18 protein-coding genes and 1 tRNA gene are annotated in these 18,467 nt (G+C 56.8%); 16 read left to right on the top strand and 3 right to left on the bottom strand.

Annotation, left to right across the window (positions count from 1 at the left end):
• Window positions 1-56: 56 nt before the first annotated feature.
• Window positions 57-512 carry a YhjD family protein gene (locus F1381_RS17260; protein ID WP_151736083.1) on the bottom strand — a complete coding sequence of 152 codons (456 nt, stop codon included), beginning with the start codon at window positions 510-512 and terminating at the stop codon, window positions 57-59.
• 181 nt (window positions 513-693) lie between these two features.
• Between F1381_RS17260 and F1381_RS17255 the strand changes: the two genes are divergently transcribed.
• Together F1381_RS17255 and F1381_RS17250 are read left to right on the top strand one after the other, a co-directional pair.
• Window positions 694-778: transfer RNA gene (locus F1381_RS17255), tRNA-Leu, on the top strand.
• Window positions 779-1,110: 332 nt separating this feature from the next.
• Window positions 1,111-1,569 carry a hypothetical protein gene (locus F1381_RS17250; RefSeq protein ID WP_187355411.1) on the top strand — a complete coding sequence of 153 codons (459 nt, stop codon included), beginning with the start codon at window positions 1,111-1,113 and terminating at the stop codon, window positions 1,567-1,569.
• Between the two features lie 43 nt (window positions 1,570-1,612).
• On the opposite strand, the gene F1381_RS17245 is transcribed toward F1381_RS17250, so the two are convergent.
• Complete coding sequence (locus F1381_RS17245; RefSeq protein WP_151736081.1) at window positions 1,613-2,119, bottom strand: hypothetical protein; 507 nt, start codon at window positions 2,117-2,119, stop codon at window positions 1,613-1,615.
• Window positions 2,120-2,237: 118 nt separating this feature from the next.
• On the opposite strand from F1381_RS17245, the gene F1381_RS17240 reads away from it, so the two are divergent.
• Window positions 2,238-2,909 carry a hypothetical protein gene (locus F1381_RS17240; RefSeq protein WP_151736080.1) on the top strand — a complete coding sequence of 224 codons (672 nt, stop codon included), beginning with the start codon at window positions 2,238-2,240 and terminating at the stop codon, window positions 2,907-2,909.
• Window positions 2,910-3,009: 100 nt separating this feature from the next.
• On the opposite strand, the gene F1381_RS17235 is transcribed toward F1381_RS17240, so the two are convergent.
• Window positions 3,010-4,233, bottom strand: a complete 1,224-nt coding sequence (locus F1381_RS17235) for an MFS transporter (RefSeq protein ID WP_151736079.1) — start codon at window positions 4,231-4,233, stop codon at window positions 3,010-3,012.
• A 206-nt stretch (window positions 4,234-4,439) separates the two neighbouring features.
• Here F1381_RS17235 and F1381_RS17230 point away from each other — a divergent pair, with 206 nt between their 5' ends.
• The 13 genes from F1381_RS17230 to F1381_RS17170 all read left to right on the top strand — a co-directional run bounded on the left by F1381_RS17230 (window position 4,440) and on the right by F1381_RS17170 (window position 18,317).
• On the top strand, window positions 4,440-5,024 hold the full coding sequence (locus F1381_RS17230; RefSeq protein ID WP_151736078.1) for a TetR/AcrR family transcriptional regulator: 585 nt from the start codon (window positions 4,440-4,442) through the stop codon (window positions 5,022-5,024).
• 153 nt (window positions 5,025-5,177) lie between these two features.
• The gene (locus tag F1381_RS17225; protein ID WP_151736077.1) at window positions 5,178-5,381 is read left to right on the top strand and encodes a helix-turn-helix transcriptional regulator; all 204 of its coding nucleotides are present in this window, start codon (window positions 5,178-5,180) and stop codon (window positions 5,379-5,381) included.
• Window positions 5,378-5,794: a hypothetical protein gene (locus F1381_RS17220; RefSeq protein ID WP_151736076.1), complete on the top strand. Its 417-nt coding sequence runs from the start codon at window positions 5,378-5,380 to the stop codon at window positions 5,792-5,794. Before F1381_RS17225 ends, F1381_RS17220 begins: the two co-directional genes overlap by 4 nt.
• 12 nt (window positions 5,795-5,806) lie before the next feature.
• On the top strand, window positions 5,807-6,460 hold the full coding sequence (locus F1381_RS17215; RefSeq protein WP_151736075.1) for a hypothetical protein: 654 nt from the start codon (window positions 5,807-5,809) through the stop codon (window positions 6,458-6,460).
• A gap of 144 nt (window positions 6,461-6,604) precedes the next feature.
• Window positions 6,605-7,507, top strand: coding sequence for a GNAT family N-acetyltransferase (locus F1381_RS17210; RefSeq protein WP_187355410.1), 903 nt, complete (start codon window positions 6,605-6,607; stop codon window positions 7,505-7,507).
• A 203-nt stretch (window positions 7,508-7,710) separates the two neighbouring features.
• On the top strand, window positions 7,711-8,733 hold the full coding sequence (locus tag F1381_RS17205; protein ID WP_151736073.1) for a TIR domain-containing protein: 1,023 nt from the start codon (window positions 7,711-7,713) through the stop codon (window positions 8,731-8,733).
• Window positions 8,726-8,914, top strand: coding sequence for a hypothetical protein (locus F1381_RS17200; protein WP_151736072.1), 189 nt, complete (start codon window positions 8,726-8,728; stop codon window positions 8,912-8,914). Before F1381_RS17205 ends, F1381_RS17200 begins: the two co-directional genes overlap by 8 nt.
• Window positions 8,915-9,333: 419 nt before the next feature.
• A complete protein-coding gene (locus F1381_RS17195; protein ID WP_151736071.1) occupies window positions 9,334-11,229 on the top strand; it encodes a response regulator transcription factor in 1,896 nt (631 codons plus the stop codon).
• Window positions 11,230-11,278: 49 nt separating this feature from the next.
• The gene (locus F1381_RS17190) at window positions 11,279-13,105 is read left to right on the top strand and encodes a cache domain-containing sensor histidine kinase (protein WP_151736070.1); all 1,827 of its coding nucleotides are present in this window, start codon (window positions 11,279-11,281) and stop codon (window positions 13,103-13,105) included.
• Window positions 13,106-13,268: 163 nt separating this feature from the next.
• On the top strand, window positions 13,269-14,186 hold the full coding sequence (locus F1381_RS17185) for an ABC transporter permease (RefSeq protein WP_246188091.1): 918 nt from the start codon (window positions 13,269-13,271) through the stop codon (window positions 14,184-14,186).
• Between the two features lie 21 nt (window positions 14,187-14,207).
• Complete coding sequence (locus tag F1381_RS17180) at window positions 14,208-15,083, top strand: carbohydrate ABC transporter permease (RefSeq protein ID WP_151736069.1); 876 nt, start codon at window positions 14,208-14,210, stop codon at window positions 15,081-15,083.
• A 71-nt stretch (window positions 15,084-15,154) separates the two neighbouring features.
• Window positions 15,155-16,720 (top strand): extracellular solute-binding protein, encoded by a 1,566-nt coding sequence (locus F1381_RS17175; RefSeq protein WP_187355409.1) that lies wholly within the window; start codon window positions 15,155-15,157, stop codon window positions 16,718-16,720.
• A 184-nt stretch (window positions 16,721-16,904) separates the two neighbouring features.
• Complete coding sequence (locus F1381_RS17170; protein ID WP_187355408.1) at window positions 16,905-18,317, top strand: FAD-dependent oxidoreductase; 1,413 nt, start codon at window positions 16,905-16,907, stop codon at window positions 18,315-18,317.
• Window positions 18,318-18,467 lie beyond the last annotated feature (150 nt).

The following is an 18,467-nucleotide window of genomic DNA, read 5'->3' as shown; positions in this document are numbered from 1 at the left end:
TGTTCGGATCAGCAAATGCTGAATGGAACATCCCCTTATTTTGGTTCATCTGCAGCTTAGATGGATAAAGCCATCTGCTCCACATGGGTCTCCTTGGGCATAAGAGAGACTTCCTGGGATAATCCCAGATAGGCGCGCATCCGCTGCATCATCTCATTGCGGAAACCGGGCCAGGCAATGGTCATCTCTCCTGTGTAGCCCCGGCAATTGTATCGGGCTTCAACGCCGCGCTGATCCTGACGGACCGTAGTGATCTTCAGACCATGGGAAGTCAGCTCACGGGTTACTTCCTGGAGCATGACAGAGGTCTTCTTCGTAGCGCCGGATACCAGCTCCATGTAGAGCTGAGGGGTCTTGAACAGGCCGCTCTTGCCGATTACCCGGCAATCGCGTTCAAATACTTTATGAATGAATGTAAGCAGCAGGTAGCTTCTGACAAGGGATGTTTCGTCTTTGGTTATTTCTGCCGGAATAGTTGCTGTATTTAAAGGGTTACTCTTAGTAGTCGCCATTATAAATCACCTCATTTATATGATGCGAACTTTTGTTCTTATTATACATCTTTCCAGGTTTTGAAAGCAAGAATTATGCAATAAATGTTTGTAAAAAAGTTTTATAAAAAAGTGTTGACTCAAATTCCTCAGCGTGGTAAGATCTATCTTGTGGCCGCGAAAAACGGATCACACAAGATACGCGGTCGTGGCGGAATTGGCAGACGCGCACGGTTCAGGTCCGTGTGGGCTAACCCCCCGTGGAGGTTCGAGTCCTCTCGACCGCATTGCTTACAGAAATCCCGCTGTTGCTTCGGCAACAGCGGGATTTTTTGCTTTTTTATAGTTAACGGAATTTGAAGTCAGACCACAGCAACCAAAGGCTCTATCACAGACGAGGACCTGATATTCATTGCGGTATAAATGGTTATTACGAAAATGCAAGAATGGATGTAACTTTATCCCATCTGATTTTGGCTATAATCAATGTGTGTTTGCATCGTATGACAGCATGCAGCGTCTGCTAAAGGAGGAGCCGGAGTGCCGAGGATAATATTCATGATAGTGGCGATGTCTCTGCTTGCAGGAAATATTGGTTGTTCACAGTAGTCCGGCTTCCGTGAACAGCTCGGGTCCGGTGTATCCAAGGCCAGGTGATGTACCGGCGGGTTCGGACGAAGTTTTTACCCGGTTCACCGGGGCCGAAGGATGGGTTATCTACTCGGCGGTTGAAGGAGAGCGGGCCAGCTTATGGTGCTATTACAGTGCGGACACGGGCGCGGCCTGGACGAAGGCGGAGATTCGGCTTAACCCGGATTTAAACCAGCTGCTGACCAAAGACAATATTTTCGTATCCATGGTTGAAGAAGACGGAAGGAAAAAGGTTTGGCTGCTGGTTACCTCGATCCTGCAGCCGATAGAGCTGCCGCCAGGGTCCAAATACGGGAATGTATCGCCGCCGCAGTTGGGCGGAACGGATCATCGGCAGGGCAGCCTGAGCATGGAATTCGCAGACGGTCAGACAACGGAGCGTTATGAATACAAGACGGCCGACGCAGGAGACCACTGGATAAAATAATAGCCTGGATTCCACCTCTTCCGCATACCGGGGGCGGCGGCTGTCAGGATAGCTGCTTCATTTCCTCCAGGGTTTCACATCCGGTAACCACTGTCTGCCCTTTCTCAGCTCCGAAGCTTAAGCGTTCGCTGCCTTCATAACGGTTGCCGGAGGAATCGGTGTACTGGTAGGTGATAAGTACTGTGTCTTCCTCCGTTGCTATAGTATATTCCTCCACCCAAGGGCTGGACCAGCGGATGACGTCGTTATCCGCATCGCCGGTCTCCAGCGCCTGCCGGCTGCGGTATTCTTCCTGCAGCTTACCGCTCATGATGACAAAGCGCAGCTTTCCGTCCCTGCTCTTCCAGGCTTCCGCCCACTGGCGGGCCAGCTGCTCCCTGGTTTCGGCAGAGATGGCTGGTGTGGCTGCAGAGGCAGGAATGGCTGAGGCAACCTGCGGACTGCTCTTTGTGCCCGGGAAGAAAGCCGGCGCTGCCGAAACGGCTGTAACCCCGGCGGCCAGGGTGCAGGTGAGCAGTACGGCTGCGGTAATCGTGCGGTTTTTGTTCATGGCGGAAGTCCTCCTTAAAGTTTGGCAAGAGAGCCGGAATGTATGTCTTTCTTAATAATTCGGGTCTTTATCGGCTGTTATGCTGAAGCAAAAGCGCTGAATATTTCATGAGATGCAGGTGGTCAGCATTAAAACATGGCGGTTCATTGCAGTCCTCGGCGGTCTGGTTGTGACAGTATCTTCCTGCAAGTTCACGGAGAATGAACCGGATGCGTCCTACCGGGAATGGCGCCGGAATGCGGAACAGGCGCTTGAGGGCCATACTTATATATTGCCGGCCTACGTTGCCGGGACGGGTCCGCTTGAGCTGGTATATGACGCTTCTTCAACGGTGTTTAAATTTGAGTTATACCGTTCCGCAGAATACGGGATTACCCCGGAATTAAGCGGTGCGCATACGGTTCATGACCGTTACTATTTCTATGCCGCCCGGGACCAGAAGCCGACGGAAGCGGAAATCTTGTCCGGTTACGGGCTGGACGGGGAGGCAAAGCGTGAACGGGTGAATGACCGGCTGACTATCCTTAACGATAATATATCCATGATGAAAAGTGGTAACATTACCGTTTACGAAATAGACGAGGATGCCCGGAATGTTGACAATTCTGAGAGAATTGCCGAACTGTTGCACGGGCAGGCCGATGATTCCGGTACAGCGCTGATTGTCGGTATGGAAGGGCGTATGAATCTGGCGTTCTATCTGCCGGTCGGGCGAGAAACGGCAGAAATCGGGTTTACATGCGATAATTTGAATGAATTGGCAAAGTTTCTTGACGGGCTAATCCCGTAAAACACAGGCAAGCCGCCCTCCGTAATGACCCGGGAAGGCGGCTTGCTTGTGTGTTGTTTAATTCTCGGCCGGATTTGACCAAGATTGGTAGACAGTCTTCTTACTTGGTTCCTTGGGAAAGCTGCTCAGGGATAGGGATCTTCTTTTCAGTCAAAAAGTAGAACATGGCGATGATCGGCAGAAGAGCGCCGAGTAACGCGCTGAGATTCCAGCCTCCGTGGGCGTACGACCAGCCGCCCAGGCTTGAACCGACGGCACCTCCGATGAAGAAGATCGACATGAAGAGTCCGTTGAGCCGTCCGCGCGCTTCGCTGCCGAGAGAATAAATGACCCGCTGGCCGAGCACGAGGTTGCCCGATACGGCCATATCGAGCGTTACTGCGGACACCAGGAGCAGCGCCAGCGCACCTGCCGAATGGCCCTGAACGAGATAGACAAGCAGGAAGGACAGGACGGCAATGACCAGGGCCAGTGCGGTCATCGGCCGGGTCAGGCCTTTGTCGGCGAGACGTCCGGCAATGGGCGCCGCAATGGCTCCGCCGACGCCAACCAGTGCGAACAAGGCAATTCCCTGCTGCGACATCCCGAAATCATCGGCCAGCCGCAGCGGCACGGTGGTCCAGAAGAGGCTGAAGGCCCCGAACAGGCAAGCCTGGTAGAAGGCCCGCCGGCGCAGGGCCGGCGTACGGGTGAAGAGGGTGCCGAGCGAGGCGATCAATTGGCCGTAGCGGGCGCTGTGGTCCGGGCGGCGCTGCGGAAGCGCACGGGAAAGCACGAGCGTCAGGACGGCGGTGATGCCGGCTGACAGAAGAAAGACGGCCCGCCAGCCCCACAGGCTGGTGATGAAGCTGGCCAGCGGACGGGCGAACATAATGCCCAGCAGCAGACCGCTCATCACATTGCCGACGACGCGGCCGCGCTGCTCTTCAGAGGAGAGGTAGGTGGCGTAGGGGACCAGAATCTGTGCGACCACCGAGCCTACACCGACGACCAGGGACGAAGCCAGGAAGAGAGGGGCACTGCCGGCAAAGCCGGCGCCGAGCAGTGCAAGGGCGGCGATGGTCAGGAAGATCACCGCGAGCCGCCGGTTCTCCACCATATCGCTCAGCGGTACGATAAACAGGAGACCGGCCACATAACCGATTTGCGTAATGGTGACGATAAAGCCCGCCGCAGCGGGAGAAAGGCCGGTGGATGCGCTGATCGGACCCACCAGAGTCTGGGCATAATACAGATTGGCGACGATGAGGCCGCAGGAAGCGGCCAGCAGGAACATCATCCAGCTTGAAATGCGGTGAGGTGCAGCAGGCGTTGCCGGTTTCATAGTAAATCATCCTCCTTAAAATAAATACTGAACGTTTAGTTTATTAATTCGATATCCAAATAATATACTGAACGCAGCGTTTTGTAAATAGTCTTTTTGCCTTTTTCTTTTGCCTTCATTTTTTAGTAAAATGAACGTATAGTTTCTGTGACTAAGCTGCAGCGAATCACCTGTGGTTGATGATCCATTACAAGGAGAGAGTGCAGATGAATATGAAAAGAGGACGTCCACGCAATGTGCAGACCCAGCAGGCAATTCTTACCGCCGCCTATGACCTGCTGCTGGATACAGGCTTCGCTGCGGTAACAGTGGAGAAAATCGCCGAGCGGGCGGGCGTCAGCAAAGCCACCATTTATAAATGGTGGCCGAATAAAGCCGCCGTCGTAATGGACGGTTATTTATCGGCCGCATCCTCACGGCTGCCGCTGCCGGATACCGGCTCCGTGTTCGGGGATATAGAGGAGCATGCAGTAAGTCTTGCCCGGTTCCTGCTTAGCCGGGAAGGAAAAATCATCACGGAAATTATCGGTGAGGGGCAGAAGGACCCCGGGCTTAAAGAGGCCTACCAGACCCGTTATTTCCATCCGCGGCGCCAGGAGGCGCGGCAGCTGCTGGAGCGGGGGAGACAGTGCGGGGAGCTGCGTGAGGATGTGGACAGCGGATTATGCACGGACCTGATCTATGGGCCGATTTTTTACCGGCTGCTGCTGACCGGTGAGCCGCTGGATGATGTATACGTGCGGCAGCTGGTGGCGGCGGCCTTCGCCGGTATCGGGGAGCGGCTGCCCTAGGCGCCGCTTTCTGGCCGGGGCTGCCCGGAACATTTGGGAGCAGGACGGCATACCTTTTTTTGGATGGCATGGAAAGTTCGCTTTACATCGCTTGGGGCTGGTGTTATGATCATTATGGAAAGCAAACTTTACATATGAATTTGGGGTGAGGAGATGCTCAACCGGCTGGAGGAGCTCCGCAAAGAGCGGGGCATTAAGCAGGAAGAGCTGGCCGAGGCGCTGCAGGTATCCCGGCAGACCATAGGCTCACTGGAGAACGGAAGATATAATCCCTCGATTACACTCGCCTTCAAACTCGCCCGCTACTTTAAGCTCTCCATTGAGGATATTTTTATTTATGAGGAGGAGCCGTTATGAATAGGCCGCTGTGGGTAGAGAGAGGGCTTCTGATCCTGGGCGTGCTGCTTGCCGCCGCCGGGCTGCTGGCCGCCTGGAATGGCGCCGAAGTCTGGGCCGGGCTGGGGCTGGGGATCGGCGCTGGCCTGATCGGGTCCAATACGGCAATGCTGCTGACGCGGCGTTATTACCGCAAGCGTCCGGAACAGGAGCGGCAGAAGCGGATTGACTCCGGGGATGAACGCAGCATGGCGATCCGTTATCAGGCGAAAGCGAAAGCTTTTGACAGAATGATTATCGTGATGATCGTTGTCCCGTTCCTGCTGATTGCAGCGCAGTCCCCCTTATGGCTGGTACTTGCGGCGGTGGGGCTTTATCTGCTGGCATATCTCTTGCAGATCGTGTATACGATGAAGCTCGGCAAACAAATGTAGGGAGGCATAGCGATGCTGGTAGCGAGGAAAGAATGGCAGCGCCGTGAATTTCACTACATGATCCTGCTGACGCTGCTCGTTATTTTGTTGGCCGCAATAGTAAGGCCGATCCGTACGGAGGCGGCACTCCTTGTGCTGGCTGCAGGAATCGGCGTAAGTGTACGGCTGTGGAAACAGGCGTTAAGCGTGAAAGTGCTGTACCTGCATAATATTATTAATGTCTTCTGTCCGGTGGCACTGGCCTTGGTAATCTTCGGCTTTCTTCAGCCCTCGCTGTCCGGGTGTGTGTCTATTCTGGGGGGGATTGTGGCGGCGGATGTGTTCAGCTTTATGCGGATCGGGCGCCGAACGCCCAATGCCGTACTGATGAACAACCGGCAATCTCTGGCCCGGCTGTCCATTTGTCTGCCGGTTCCGGGCCGGGCGGGCCTTACGCCCATAATCGGTGCCGGTGATCTGATGTATTATGCCTTTCTGACGTTGACCGTTCTGGAGTTCCCGGATGAGCTGAATCCTTGGACAGGATTGCCGCTGATTGTCCTGGGCCAGCTGCTGAATATCATCCTGATTGTTATTGTCGAACGGAAAGAGCGGTACAGAGGCTTTCCGGCGACGCTGATGCCGGGCGCACTGGTAATTATATTGATTATGCTAAACCTGCCGTGAATTTTCAGCTTGGCGGCACGAAGGAATATATGGGATGAATACGGATTTAGGGCTTCCGTCCAAAGCTGGCGCCTGGCATACTTGTTATCATGCCGAAAATTTGTAAATATGCTGTGGTCACATGGAGAGCCGGGAGGATACGGGATGAGAGTTATAGCGCTGGAAGAAGCGCGGAAGCAGGAGTTTCTGGAATATTGCCGGAGGAACCGCAGCCGGCTGGATGAATCCTTTCTGTATGACGAGGATTTGGAGAAATTCAGCCTGTCGCCGGAGAATCCAACTTACATCGCAGTGGATCCGCAGGGTATATTGACCGGAGCGGTCTCGCTCATTCTGGGTGAGTACAGGTCCCGGGGGCGGAAGGGCCGTTTCCGGATTCTGCATGCGGAGAAGGACCGGGATTCCGGGGTATACAGCGCGCTCTTGCAGGCGGTTCTGCCTCACACGGCAGGGTGTGAGAAGTTGAATGTGTTTGTGCCAACCGTACATACGGATGAAATGGAACGGATCATTGCGGCGGGCTTCGCAGTGGAGCGCTATTCGTATATCTTGGTGCGGGAAAACACGGGGTTGCCGGAGCCGGTGCTGCCGGAGGGGTATGCGCTGGTACCATTCCGGCCGGGATGCGACGAAGCGGCCTGGTGCGAGGTGCGCAACCGCGGCTTCGCCAAGCTGCAGGGCAGCGAGGCGCCGCAAGCACCGGAAACGGTGGGGCAAATGGCAGCCCGAAGAGATTATCTGGAAGGCGGCATGCTCATGCTCCGCCATGAAGGAAAACCCGTCGGCATTGTGCGCGGTGCGGCCGACGAGTATGAGGGCGTGCCGGCGATGAATATCGGGCCGCTGGCGCTGCTGCCGGAGTATCAGGGCAAGGGGCTTGGCAGGCTGCTGCTGCGGGCGGCGCTTCGTTACGCCGATGGGCGGGACTATGGCCGGACAATGCTGTGTGTCAATGCCGAGAATGAGCGGGCCAAAGCGCTGTACACCAGCGAAGGCTTCCGGGAGGCGGAAGCAGCGGCCTGTTACGCTTACTATTTGCAGGACTAGAGCTTTCAGCTCCGCAGCGGGTTCGCCGTTGTGGAGTTTTTTTGTGCGGGCGGCGGGGCAGAGGGAATGGGCGACGGGACAAAGATAGGGCTTCCTGTATACATGTCCGGCTGCCCGGGAACCGGGGGCTCTTTCCAGTGCCGGAAGGAGCCTGTATACTTAATTTCATGGTGTCCAATTTATACCTCTAAGGGGATAATTCGATGACGATGAACAGAAGACCCCGGGCGTTTATCGGAAGCTCGCGCGAAGCGATTCCTTATGCTCAGGCGATTGCCGCAGGACTCGAATTCCATGTCGAAGTGAATGCCTGGTTCGCCAATACATTTCTGCCCAACGACTACACTATGGAAGCATTGGACCGGGAGCTGGATGCGAACGATTTCGGCATCTTTGTGTTTGCCGCCGAGGACGTCGCCATCATCCGGGGTCAGACTTACTTTGTTACCCGTGACAATACGTTATTCGAGATGGGCTTGTTCTGGGGGCGCCTTGGCCGCAGACGGGTCTTCTGCATCATTCCCAATACGGTGCCGTCCGGCGGCGAAGACCAGCCGGTCTCCCTGCATCTGCCGTCTGATCTGGATGGCCTTACCCTGCTGAAATATATGGCCGATCATTCAAGGGGACCGGACAGTGCGGTTACCACTGCTTGCGGCCGGATATTGGCAGCGGTGGCCAGCGAAGGGGTATTCCGGCAAAGGCATGAGCTGCTTGAAGAGATGGAGAGCGTACAGACACGAAAAGACAGTGTGCTGCAGTCGCTTCTGGAGTATTTACGCAATGTGACGATTCCCGATGCAGGGGAATGCTATGCGGCGGCGGCTGAGGCTGTGCGGAACTCCATTCTGGTACCGGCCGGATTCCGCGTGACAGGCGCGGCGATCTGGACGCAGGTGGACGAGGATTATATCGGCCAGGTCGGCGGAAATGTAGGAAAAGGCCGGAGATACCATCTGGCGGATAATGAGGGGAAGCAGACGGAGGAAGAGCAGATTGTTGTGCTGAAAATTTACGGCACCGACAACTGGACGTTCTTCGGGCGGAAGCAGATTGCCCAGGTATATGTTCTGTGCTATGCTTTGGGCAAGGAGCATGTGCTTTCGGTTCATTTCTCAGGGAACCGGGAACTGACCGAGGAACAGCTAAGATTTTATGTTGAAGAAGTTAATCATGATCTGTTCTCCACCATCAAAGAACTGATAGGAGGGATTCGTGATGAATAAAGAAGCGTCGTCCGCAAGCCCCCGCAAAGCGGTAAGCCATAAACGTAAGGCACATCCCGGAACCGGGCGGGCAATGCAATCGCAGATTTATCTGGGGCCGTCAGTGGACGGCATGGACGTGGAGTATATAGAGATTGTGAGCGGCAGAGTTTCGGACCGGAAGCCTTCGTTTATGCGTTAAACGCTCATCACGGAGTTGCGCGAATAAGAGCTGGACAGGCAGGCGGACGCGTCTGTCTTTTTTGCGTTGCGTGATCCGGGCGGTTGTTAGTGGATGGCGCGGAAGCAGCGGGCAGCATTGGAGTAAAGGGGCTTGCAAAAACCTTATAATAACAGGCAGGTGCAAATTAGTGGACCGTATTAGAGGGGGGAAATTCCATTAATATTCTGAAAGTAGAATATAAGTTGAAGCTAGAGGTAGAAAATGCTTTTATTTTGCATTGGTTTATTGCGGATGTTCTTCAGCACAGTCAGGGTCCGAGGGAAGTACTAGGCCCTCTAATCTTTTCCTGCAGAAGATTTTGACAGCATGGTATTTAATTGGGTTAATCGTTGAAAGTAAATGAAATCCATTTAGCATAGCGCGAAAGGAATCTGCTTATGAGAACTCTGGTGATTGTTGACGATGAGCCGTCCGTGGTCAATGGGCTGCGCAAGTATGTGGATTGGGAAGCGCTTGGCATCCGGCTTGCCGGGACGGCCGATGACGGCGATACCGGCCTGGCCCTGATCCGGGAGCTGAAGCCGGACATTGTGCTGACCGATGTGCAAATGCCTGCCATGGACGGCATTACGATGGCGGCCGGGGTGCGCGAAGCTCTGCCCGGCACGAAGATCGTATTCATCAGCGGGCATAACGATGCCGAATATTTGAAGTCGGCGCTGCAGATCCATGCTGCCGATTATGTCTTCAAGCCGGTCAGCCGCAAGGAGCTGGCGGCGGTGCTGAGCCGGGTGACGGAGGCGCTGGATGCCGAGGAGCGTGAGCGGCAGCGGGTGAAGGAGATGCAGATCAAGCTGGTGCAGAGCATGCCGCTGCTGCGCGAGAAATTTCTGCTCTCGGTGATCAGCGACAGCATGGCCCCGGAGCATATCGAGGAGAAGCTGCGGTTCCTTGGGCTGCCGCTGCGCTCATCGGCAGGCTATATCATCATGGTCATCGTCATCGACGATGTGCCGCTGGTGATGGATACACGCTCCGAGCGGGGCCGGCAGCTGCTGTCTTACACGGTGCTGAACATCATTCAGGAACTGATCGATGAACGGATGCGCGGCGTAGCCTTTGAGAAGGAGCCGGGCGAATATGTAGGCATTCTGCTGCCGCATCCGCCGCAGAAGGGGCTGAGTGCAGCGGCTGTGGACCCGTGGATAGGCTTGGGAGGCACAGCAAACGGAGGCACAGCAAACGAAGGCGGCGGAGATAACGGAGAGATCAGGGAGAGACGGGAGACCGGGAAAAGCGAAGATAGCGGGAAGAATGGGGATAACTCCGATGGCCCGGCGGACGGAGGCCCCAGAGACAGCGGCAGCATCCGCCCTGCAGACCCGGTGAGCTCACCAGACCCGGTCAGCCCGGTGGACCTTACGGACCCGGTTAACCCGGCTGAACCGGATGGCTCCCCCGAGCTTGAACTGCTGACGCTGGCGGAAGCGATCCGGGACAGTCTGCGCAAATACCTGAAGCTCAGTGTAACCATCGGCGTGGGCGAAGGGGCCAGGCAGCTGTCGGAGGCGCCTGCATCGTACCGCCAGGCCAAAGGCGCCGCCGACCGGAAGTGGTACTTGGGCAAAAATCGCATTCTGACCATGGACAACATGGAGGGCGGGGAGCATCTGCAGCACCGTTTTGCCGCGGAATGGGGCGAGAAGGTCATAGGAGCGCTGCGGGCCGGAAATCAGGAAGGTCTGCAGAGTGAGCTAAACCGTATATTCGCGCAGCTGGAGCTGAACCGGGGCGCCGGCCCGCGGTACGCGCAGAATGTCAGCCTGCATTTGATTCTGCAATCCGGACAGGTGCTGCTGGAGCTGGGCGGCATGAGCCCGGAGTGGGAAGCGCGGGAGCTGGAGGCCTGGAAGCAGGTGATGCAGCAGGAGACGATGCGCGATCTGCTGGAGTATACCGGTGCTTATTTGCAGGGGGTCTGCGGGTTTGTGCAGGGAAAGCGCAGCGGCAAAGCCGGCGATATCATCGAGCGGGTACGGCGGCTGATCGAGGAGCGGTATGCCGACAACCTGACGGCAGCCGATATTGCCGGAGGCGTATTCTTAAGCCCGACCTATGTCAGACTGCTGTTCAAGCAGGAGACGGGTGAGACGCTGTTCGAATATTTGACGAAGGTCCGTATCGACAAAGCGAAGCAATTACTGCGCGACCCGCAGCATAAATTCTATGAGGTGTGTTATGCCGTCGGTTATACCGATCCGAGCCACTTCAGCAAGCTGTTCAAAAAAATGACCGGCAGTACGCCGAGCGCCTACAGGGAGCGGTATTTATGAGCGGTTCGCAGTCAGCCTTATTCCATGCAGTGAAAGTGGTGATACTTCTATGAAACTGCGGTGGCGGGATCTGGCCGGACTCGGCCAGGGAATGCTGGCGGCGCGGAAATGGCTGCTGGCTTACGCCGTGTTCATCTTGCTGCCCGTCAGCATCATGCTGGCTTCCTTCTATGAGCGTTCCAGCAGGATTCTGGAGCAGGAAGCGACCCGTACGATGCAGCTCACGCTGAAGCAGGCCGGAATGAACCTGACCTACAAGCTGGACCATATCCGGGACAGCAGCAACGCAATCTTCATGAACCATGTGCTGTATGACAATCTGGCGCCGGGTGAGAGCGTCACCGCACAGCTGCAGCAGATTAAGGAGCTGCGCTATCTGGCGGACAGCGCCCGGGTGAATGAGGATATTTACCGGATGCGCCTGTTCGCCGCGCCTTCGCGGCTCTTCGCCGGCGACCGGATTAATCTCTATCCGCTGGCCGATATTGAGCGGTACCCGTGGTATCCGGCGGTGTTGGAAGCCGGGGGCGGGTTGGTCTGGACCGGGGTATACGAAGAGAATTATACGGATGCCGGGGAAAAACGGATTTTCTCGGCGGCAAGGCTGCTGCGAAATCCGGATTCCTACGAAGAGATTGTCGGCGCGATGGTGCTCGATATTCCGGAGGAATTGATTGCGGAGGTCATGTCCGAGCTGCAGTTCTCGCAGAAGTACACGCCGATGCTGCTGGATGCCGGGGGCAGACTGATCTACAGCCCCGCCGGGGAGGAAGGCTTGCCTATGATGCAGGAGAGCGGCACGCTGCCGGAAGACTTTGCTCATACCGTTGCCGGTACGGAGGAAGGGGTGCTGAGGCGGACAGAGGAGCGGCAGGAAGTGCATGTGGTCTACACTACGATCGCAGCGACCGGCTGGAAGCTGGTGGCGCAGGTGTCGCAGCGGGAAATCGCCGACCGGGCCGCCGGGCTGAGCCAGTTCACCAGCATTGCCACGCTGGCCGGAATTACGGTCATGTTCCTGATTCTGGTGTTCGTGCTGATGATGTTCATGGTGCAGGAGATGCAGCGGAGAGTGCAGATGATCCTGCGGATGATGCGCAAGGAGGGCGTCGGCTGGCTGGAGGACCAGCGTCCCCTGCCGGGCGGCGATTTCCGGCTGCTGGAGAGCAGCATCGATCACCTGATCCGCCGGCTGAACAACGTGATGGAGGAATCCTACCAGGCGAAGATCCAGGAACGCGAAGCCCAGCTGCGGACGCTGCAGGCGCAGATCAATCCGCATTTCCTGTACAACGCGCTGGACATGATCAACTGGTCGGCGATTGCCCACGGTGCCGAGGATACAAGCCAGATGATCGAATCACTGGCCCGGTATTTCCGACTCAGCCTGAACAAAGGCCGCGACAACGTCAGCATTGAAGACGAGCTGAACCTGGTAAAGGTGTTTCTGGAGATTCAGCAGAACCGATTCCCCTCGACCTTTACGTTCACCATTGATGCGGAGCCCGGCCTGGACGCCTATGTTATTCCGAAGCTGACGCTGCAGCCGCTGGCGGAGAATGCCCTGCTGCATGGTATCCGCAAGACCAAAGGGAAGCAAGGAAGCATCAACGTCACCGCGCGGCGTGAGGGCGGGGACATTGTGCTGAGCGTCACGGACGACGGTACCGGCATGAGCCGGGAGCAGGCCAAGCGGCTGCTGTCCGGACCGTCCGCAGACGAAGCGCCGGACAGCGCAAGCGGCTCCTTCGGCCTCTATAACGTCCATGAGCGCATCCGCTATTTTGCCGGGAACAAGTACGGGCTGTCCATCGATACGGAGCCGGGTCAAGGAACGACAGTCACTGTGCGCATTAAAGCCGTTGCACCGGAATAACGGGTGACCCGATAGATTACAGTCGCCAGAGACCAGAAATAATCATCTTACCACCTACAAGCCCTACCGGCCGCGGAATTATAATGGACTCATCAAACCATGGAGGTGAGTCATCTTGGGAGCGGGCATCACCGATTTGCACCGGAAGAGCAAAGCCCCGGCCTTGAAGGCCAAGGCCGCAGGCAGATGGCGGCTGGCCTGGAGAAACAGGGATTACTACGTACTGCTGATCCCCGGCCTCCTCTTTCTGCTGCTGTTCAAATATACGCCGCTCTACGGTGTGCTGATTGCATTCCAGGAGTTCAATATTTTTGAGGGGATTAGGGGCAGTGAATGGGTAGGGCTGGAACAGTTCCGCAAGCTGATCGAATCGGAGGAATTCGCCCAGGTCTTCACCAATACGCTGCTGATCAGCGTGTACAAAATCGTGCTGCTGTTTCCGATTCCGATTTTTATCGCCCTCGTGCTGAACGAAGTGCGGCTCATGGCGTTCAAGCGTACGATCCAGACGATTATCTATTTGCCGCATTTTCTGTCCTGGGTCATTATCTCAGGCCTGTTCATTACCATTCTGTCCACCTCGGGCGGACTGGTGAACAATGTGATCGAATGGTTCGGCGGGGAGGCGGTAGGCTTCTTCGTTGATAACCGGTATTTCCGCAGCCTTCTGGTATTCACGGCGGGCTGGAAGGAGGTCGGCTGGAATGCGATCGTCTTCATCGCTGCCATTGCCGGCATCGAGCAGGAGCAATACGAAGCCGCCGCCATTGACGGCGCAGGCCGGATCCGCCGCATGCTGCACATCTCGCTGCCGGGCATCATGCCAACCATCGTGCTGATGTTTATTCTCCGGCTGGGCTCGGTATTGGATGCCGGCACGGAGCAGATTCTGACCATGTACAATCCGGTCGTCTATGAAACCGGCGATGTCATCGGGACGTTCGTCTACCGGATCGGCCTCGGCAAGATGGATTACAGCTTCAGCACCGCGGTAGGACTTTTTAACTCCGTCGTCGGATTTATCCTGATTATCTCCGGCAACTATGTCAGCCGAAAATTCCTGAAGCGCGGAATCTGGTAACGGAAGGAGGAAGCTTCAACCATGAATCACAGAACCAAAGGCGATTGGCTGCTCGACATCTCCGTATATGTGTTCCTTACCATGCTGGGACTGATGATGCTGCTGCCGCTGGCGAATGTCTTCTCAAAGGCAGTCAGCGCGGAATGGGCGATTACCTCCGGCAAGGTCGGCATTTTCCCGGTTGATTTCCAGCTGGATACGATATCTGAAGTCATTTCTTCGTCCACCTTCCTCCGGGCTTTCGGCATATCCGTAGGAGTAACTGTCGTCGGGACGCTCATTTCGATTCTTATGACAGCGCTTACCGCGTATCCGTTGTCCAAAGGCAACCTGCCCGGCATGCCGTTCTTCATGGTGCTGTTCATCTTTACGATGCTGTTCAGCGGCGGGCTGATCCCGAACTATCTGCTGATGCGGCAGCTGCACCTGATCGACAACCTGTGGGTGCTGATTTTGCCGGGAATGATCAGTGTGTTCAATATGCTGGTAATCAAAAGCTATTACGAAAGCCTCCCGGAGGCGCTGGAGGAATCGGCGCGGATCGACGGGGCCAAGACGTATACGATTCTGTTCCGGATTATTTTGCCGCTCTGCATGCCGGTCATCGCCACCATTGCGCTGTTCTACGCCGTCGGATTCTGGAATGATTACTTCGGCCCGATGATCTATATCAACGATACGGCGAAGAAGACGCTGCAGCTCTATCTGCAGGATGTGGTCATGAACGCCAGCTCAACCAATGTGCTGAATAAAAGCATCGACGATCTCATGAACATGTCCCCCGAAGGCGTGCGGGCGGCAACAGTAGTTGCTTCCACGGTCCCGATTCTGTTCGTCTATCCGTTTCTGCAGAAGTATTTCATCAAGGGAGTGCTTATCGGCTCGGTAAAAGGGTGAAGCCGCACCGGCAACGGCGCGTTTCATACAAAATGCTGTTCCCCCACACAAGATTAGGAGGGTTATTAAGAATGAAGAACAGAAAATGGTTGTCACTTCTGCTCGGCACAGGACTGGTGCTGGCGGCAACGGCCTGCGGATCATCCGGCAACAACAGCGCAGGCGAGAATAACGCAAACGGCGGCGCAGCCACCAAGGCTCCGGCGAAAACGGAGGCTCCTGCCACTGACAAACCTGAAAGCGATACCAAACCGGAGCTGCGGGTGCTGAACCTCTGGTCGAAGGACGACTACAACACCCATCCGCTGGCCAAGGTCATTGAAGAACGGACCGGCTACAAGGTGAAGTACGAAATGCTGCCGGCCGACAAAGCGATGGATAAGCTGAACCTGCTGATCTCATCCGCCGAGCCTTATGACGTGATTTCCATCGCCGGCGACAAAGCCATTTACACCGATTATGCCAAAATGGGCGCACTGGTGGATCTCGGCCCGCTGATTGAGAAGTATGGCGACAACATTAAAGCATCCATCTCTGAAGCGTCGTTCGAAGCGATGAAGGTGGACGGAAAAATCTACAGCATTCCGAACCGTTCCAGCGAATTCGCCGGCTATAACCTGATGATCCGTACCGACTGGCTCGATAAGCTGGGCCTTGAAATGCCGACCACACTCGATGATTTCACTGCGGTGCTGAAGGCCTTCCAGGAAAAAGACCCGGGCGGCGCCGGCGGCAAAGGCGCTCCGATGTCGATCGACGGGGCACTCGCGACAGTCGCCAATATTACCGGAGCCTTCGGCATCGCCACAGGCTGGACCGAACAGGACGGCAAGCTGGTGTCCACGGCCCAGAATCCGGGCTTCAAGGAGTACCTGACGTATATGGCCGATCTCTACAAGCAGGGACTCATTGACAAGGAATTCGCCGTCAACAAGGATGCCACGCTGAAGGAGAAGTTCACCAGCGGACAGATCGGAGTCATTCAGCTGCCGTGGTATGATATTCCGACCGTGGCGGACGCGCTGAACAAGAACTTCCCGGATGCGAAGTTCGCTTATCTGCCGCCGCTGAAGGGCAAGGACGGCCAGATGGGTATCGGAATGAGCGGAGGCTATGACCGCATCACATTCATCCCGAAATCGGCCAAACATCCGGAGGATGCCATCAAGTGGATCAACGCGAAGCTGGAGCCGGAGACCTTTAAGCTGATCTCGCTCGGCGAGGAAGGCAAGCACTACACCTTCAGCGATGGCGTGTACAGCCCGATTCTGCCGATCTTCACCGATGAGCGCGGCCTGGCCAGCAGCTATCTGACCGGCATTGACGAGGTCAACTATCCGATCTACTGGCAGGCGCGCGTCAAGAAGGATGAGCGGCTGTTCGAAGGCTTTGCTTATCTGAACAGGGAAATTCCGGCTGAGGGCCGGGTGGCCGATCCGCTGGCTTTTGCGCCGTCCCTGCCGGAATACGCCAAGAACAATGCCTCGCTGAATCAGATGATCAATGATTTCGCGGTTAAGGTCATCGTCGGCGAAGAATCGCCGGAGGCCGTAACAGATTTTGCCGCCAAATATGATGCGGCCGGCGGCAGCGCGAGCGCCGAGGAAGTCAATGTATGGTATGCCACAACCAAGTAGCAGATAACAGCGGCGAAGACTGCGTTAATAGTATGGCGGTTAGCAGGCAGCATTCAGCAGACCGCAGCGATTGAAGAAGGCAGCGCCAGTAGTGCAGGCCCGTGCCGTCCGGACAGCAACCGGTTCCGGACGGCCATGGGCCTGTCCATTTGCGGCTCGGAGGAGCCGGCGGGAGGAGAACGGCTTGAAGACATATATGATGCGCAAGAGCGAGATACCGCTGCGTAATGAATGGGATGTTATCGTCGTCGGCGGCGGTCCGGCAGGCTGTACGGCAGCCGCCGCGGCGGCGCGCGAGGGGGCGAAGACGCTGCTGATCGAGGCCACGGGCAGCCTCGGCGGCATGGGGACGTCGGGGCTCGTCCCGGCCTGGTGTCCCTTTTCGGATCATGAGAAGATTATCTATAGGGGATTGGCCCAGAAGGTGTTCGAGGCGCTGAAGGCGCAAATGCCGCATGTGCCGGAGGATGCGCTGGACTGGGTGCCAATCGAACCGGAGAAGCTGAAGGTCATTTACGATGATCTGGTGCGCGGGGCAGGCGTGACCGTCTTGTTCCTGACCCAGCTGGGTTCTGTGGAAACCGATGACAAAGGCCGTATAACGGCGCTGGTCACTGCCGGTAAGAACGGCCTTATGGCGCTGCAGGCGAAGGTATACATCGACTGCACCGGCGACGGGGACGTGGCTGCCTGGGCTGGAGCGGAATACTTGAAGGGCGACGCTTCGACCGGCGAGCTGATGCCGGCCACGCACTGCTTCAATCTGGGGAATGTCGATGAGTATGCGTATCTGAACGGGCCGCTGCTGCACGCGAACAACAAGAACAGCCCGATCTTCGATATTCTGCGCTCGGGCAAATATCCGCAGATTCCCGATTCGCATATCTGCAATAACATGATTGCACCGCGGACGGTCGGCTTCAACGCCGGGCATCTCTGGGATGTGGACAACACCGACGCCTTCTCGGTGTCGGAGGCGCTGATGAACGGCCGGAAGCTGGCGGCGGTCTACCGCGAAGCCCTGGCCGAAGCGCTGCCGTCGGCCTTCGGGAGCTCGTTCGTCGCCGCGACCGGCGCCCTGATGGGCATCCGCGAGACCCGGCGCATTACGGGCGATTATGTGCTGAGCGTAGAGGATTATGTCGGGCGCGCCAGCTTCGCCGACGAGATCTGCCGCAACAGCTATTTCATTGACATCCACGGCACGGCCAAGGAGGAGAAGCAGGAAGGCGGGAAGCCCGAGACGATTAAGCGCTACGGCCCGGGAGAATCGCACGGCATCCCGTACCGCTGCCTCACGCCGCGCGGCCTCATCAACGTCCTGGTCGCCGGGCGTTCGATTTCCTGTGAGCGCGAGGTGCAGGGCAGCGTGCGGGTCATGCCGGTGTGCCTGGCCATGGGCGAAGCCGCCGGCATCGCCGCCGCGCATGCCGCAAGGCTGCCGGGGCATGACGTGCATGCCGTCGATGTGCCTGCACTGCGGCGGCGGCTGCGCGAGGAGGGCGCCTACCTGCCGGAGCTGGCCGGGGCGGAGGCTGCGGGCAGCAGCCGCGCTTCTTCTTCCGGCACCCGCAGCGGCGGTGTGCTGTATCACTGAGGGCGGCGTGTGCCCGAGGCAGAAGAAGGCAGTCCCCCCGGCGGGGACTGCCTTCTTCTTGCTCAGGTCCCGGGGACCCCTACGGGCCTGAACCGGCTTCACCGGCAAGGCTGCACTAATCGGGGCCGGGTTATTGCGGTCCCAGGGGTC

This window comes from Paenibacillus tengchongensis, assembly GCF_008973665.1.
Lineage (GTDB): Bacteria > Bacillota > Bacilli > Paenibacillales > Paenibacillaceae > Paenibacillus_AQ > Paenibacillus_AQ tengchongensis.
The sequence above is the reverse complement of the archived record's forward strand: the minus strand, read 5'-3'. Positions and strand labels throughout refer to the sequence as shown.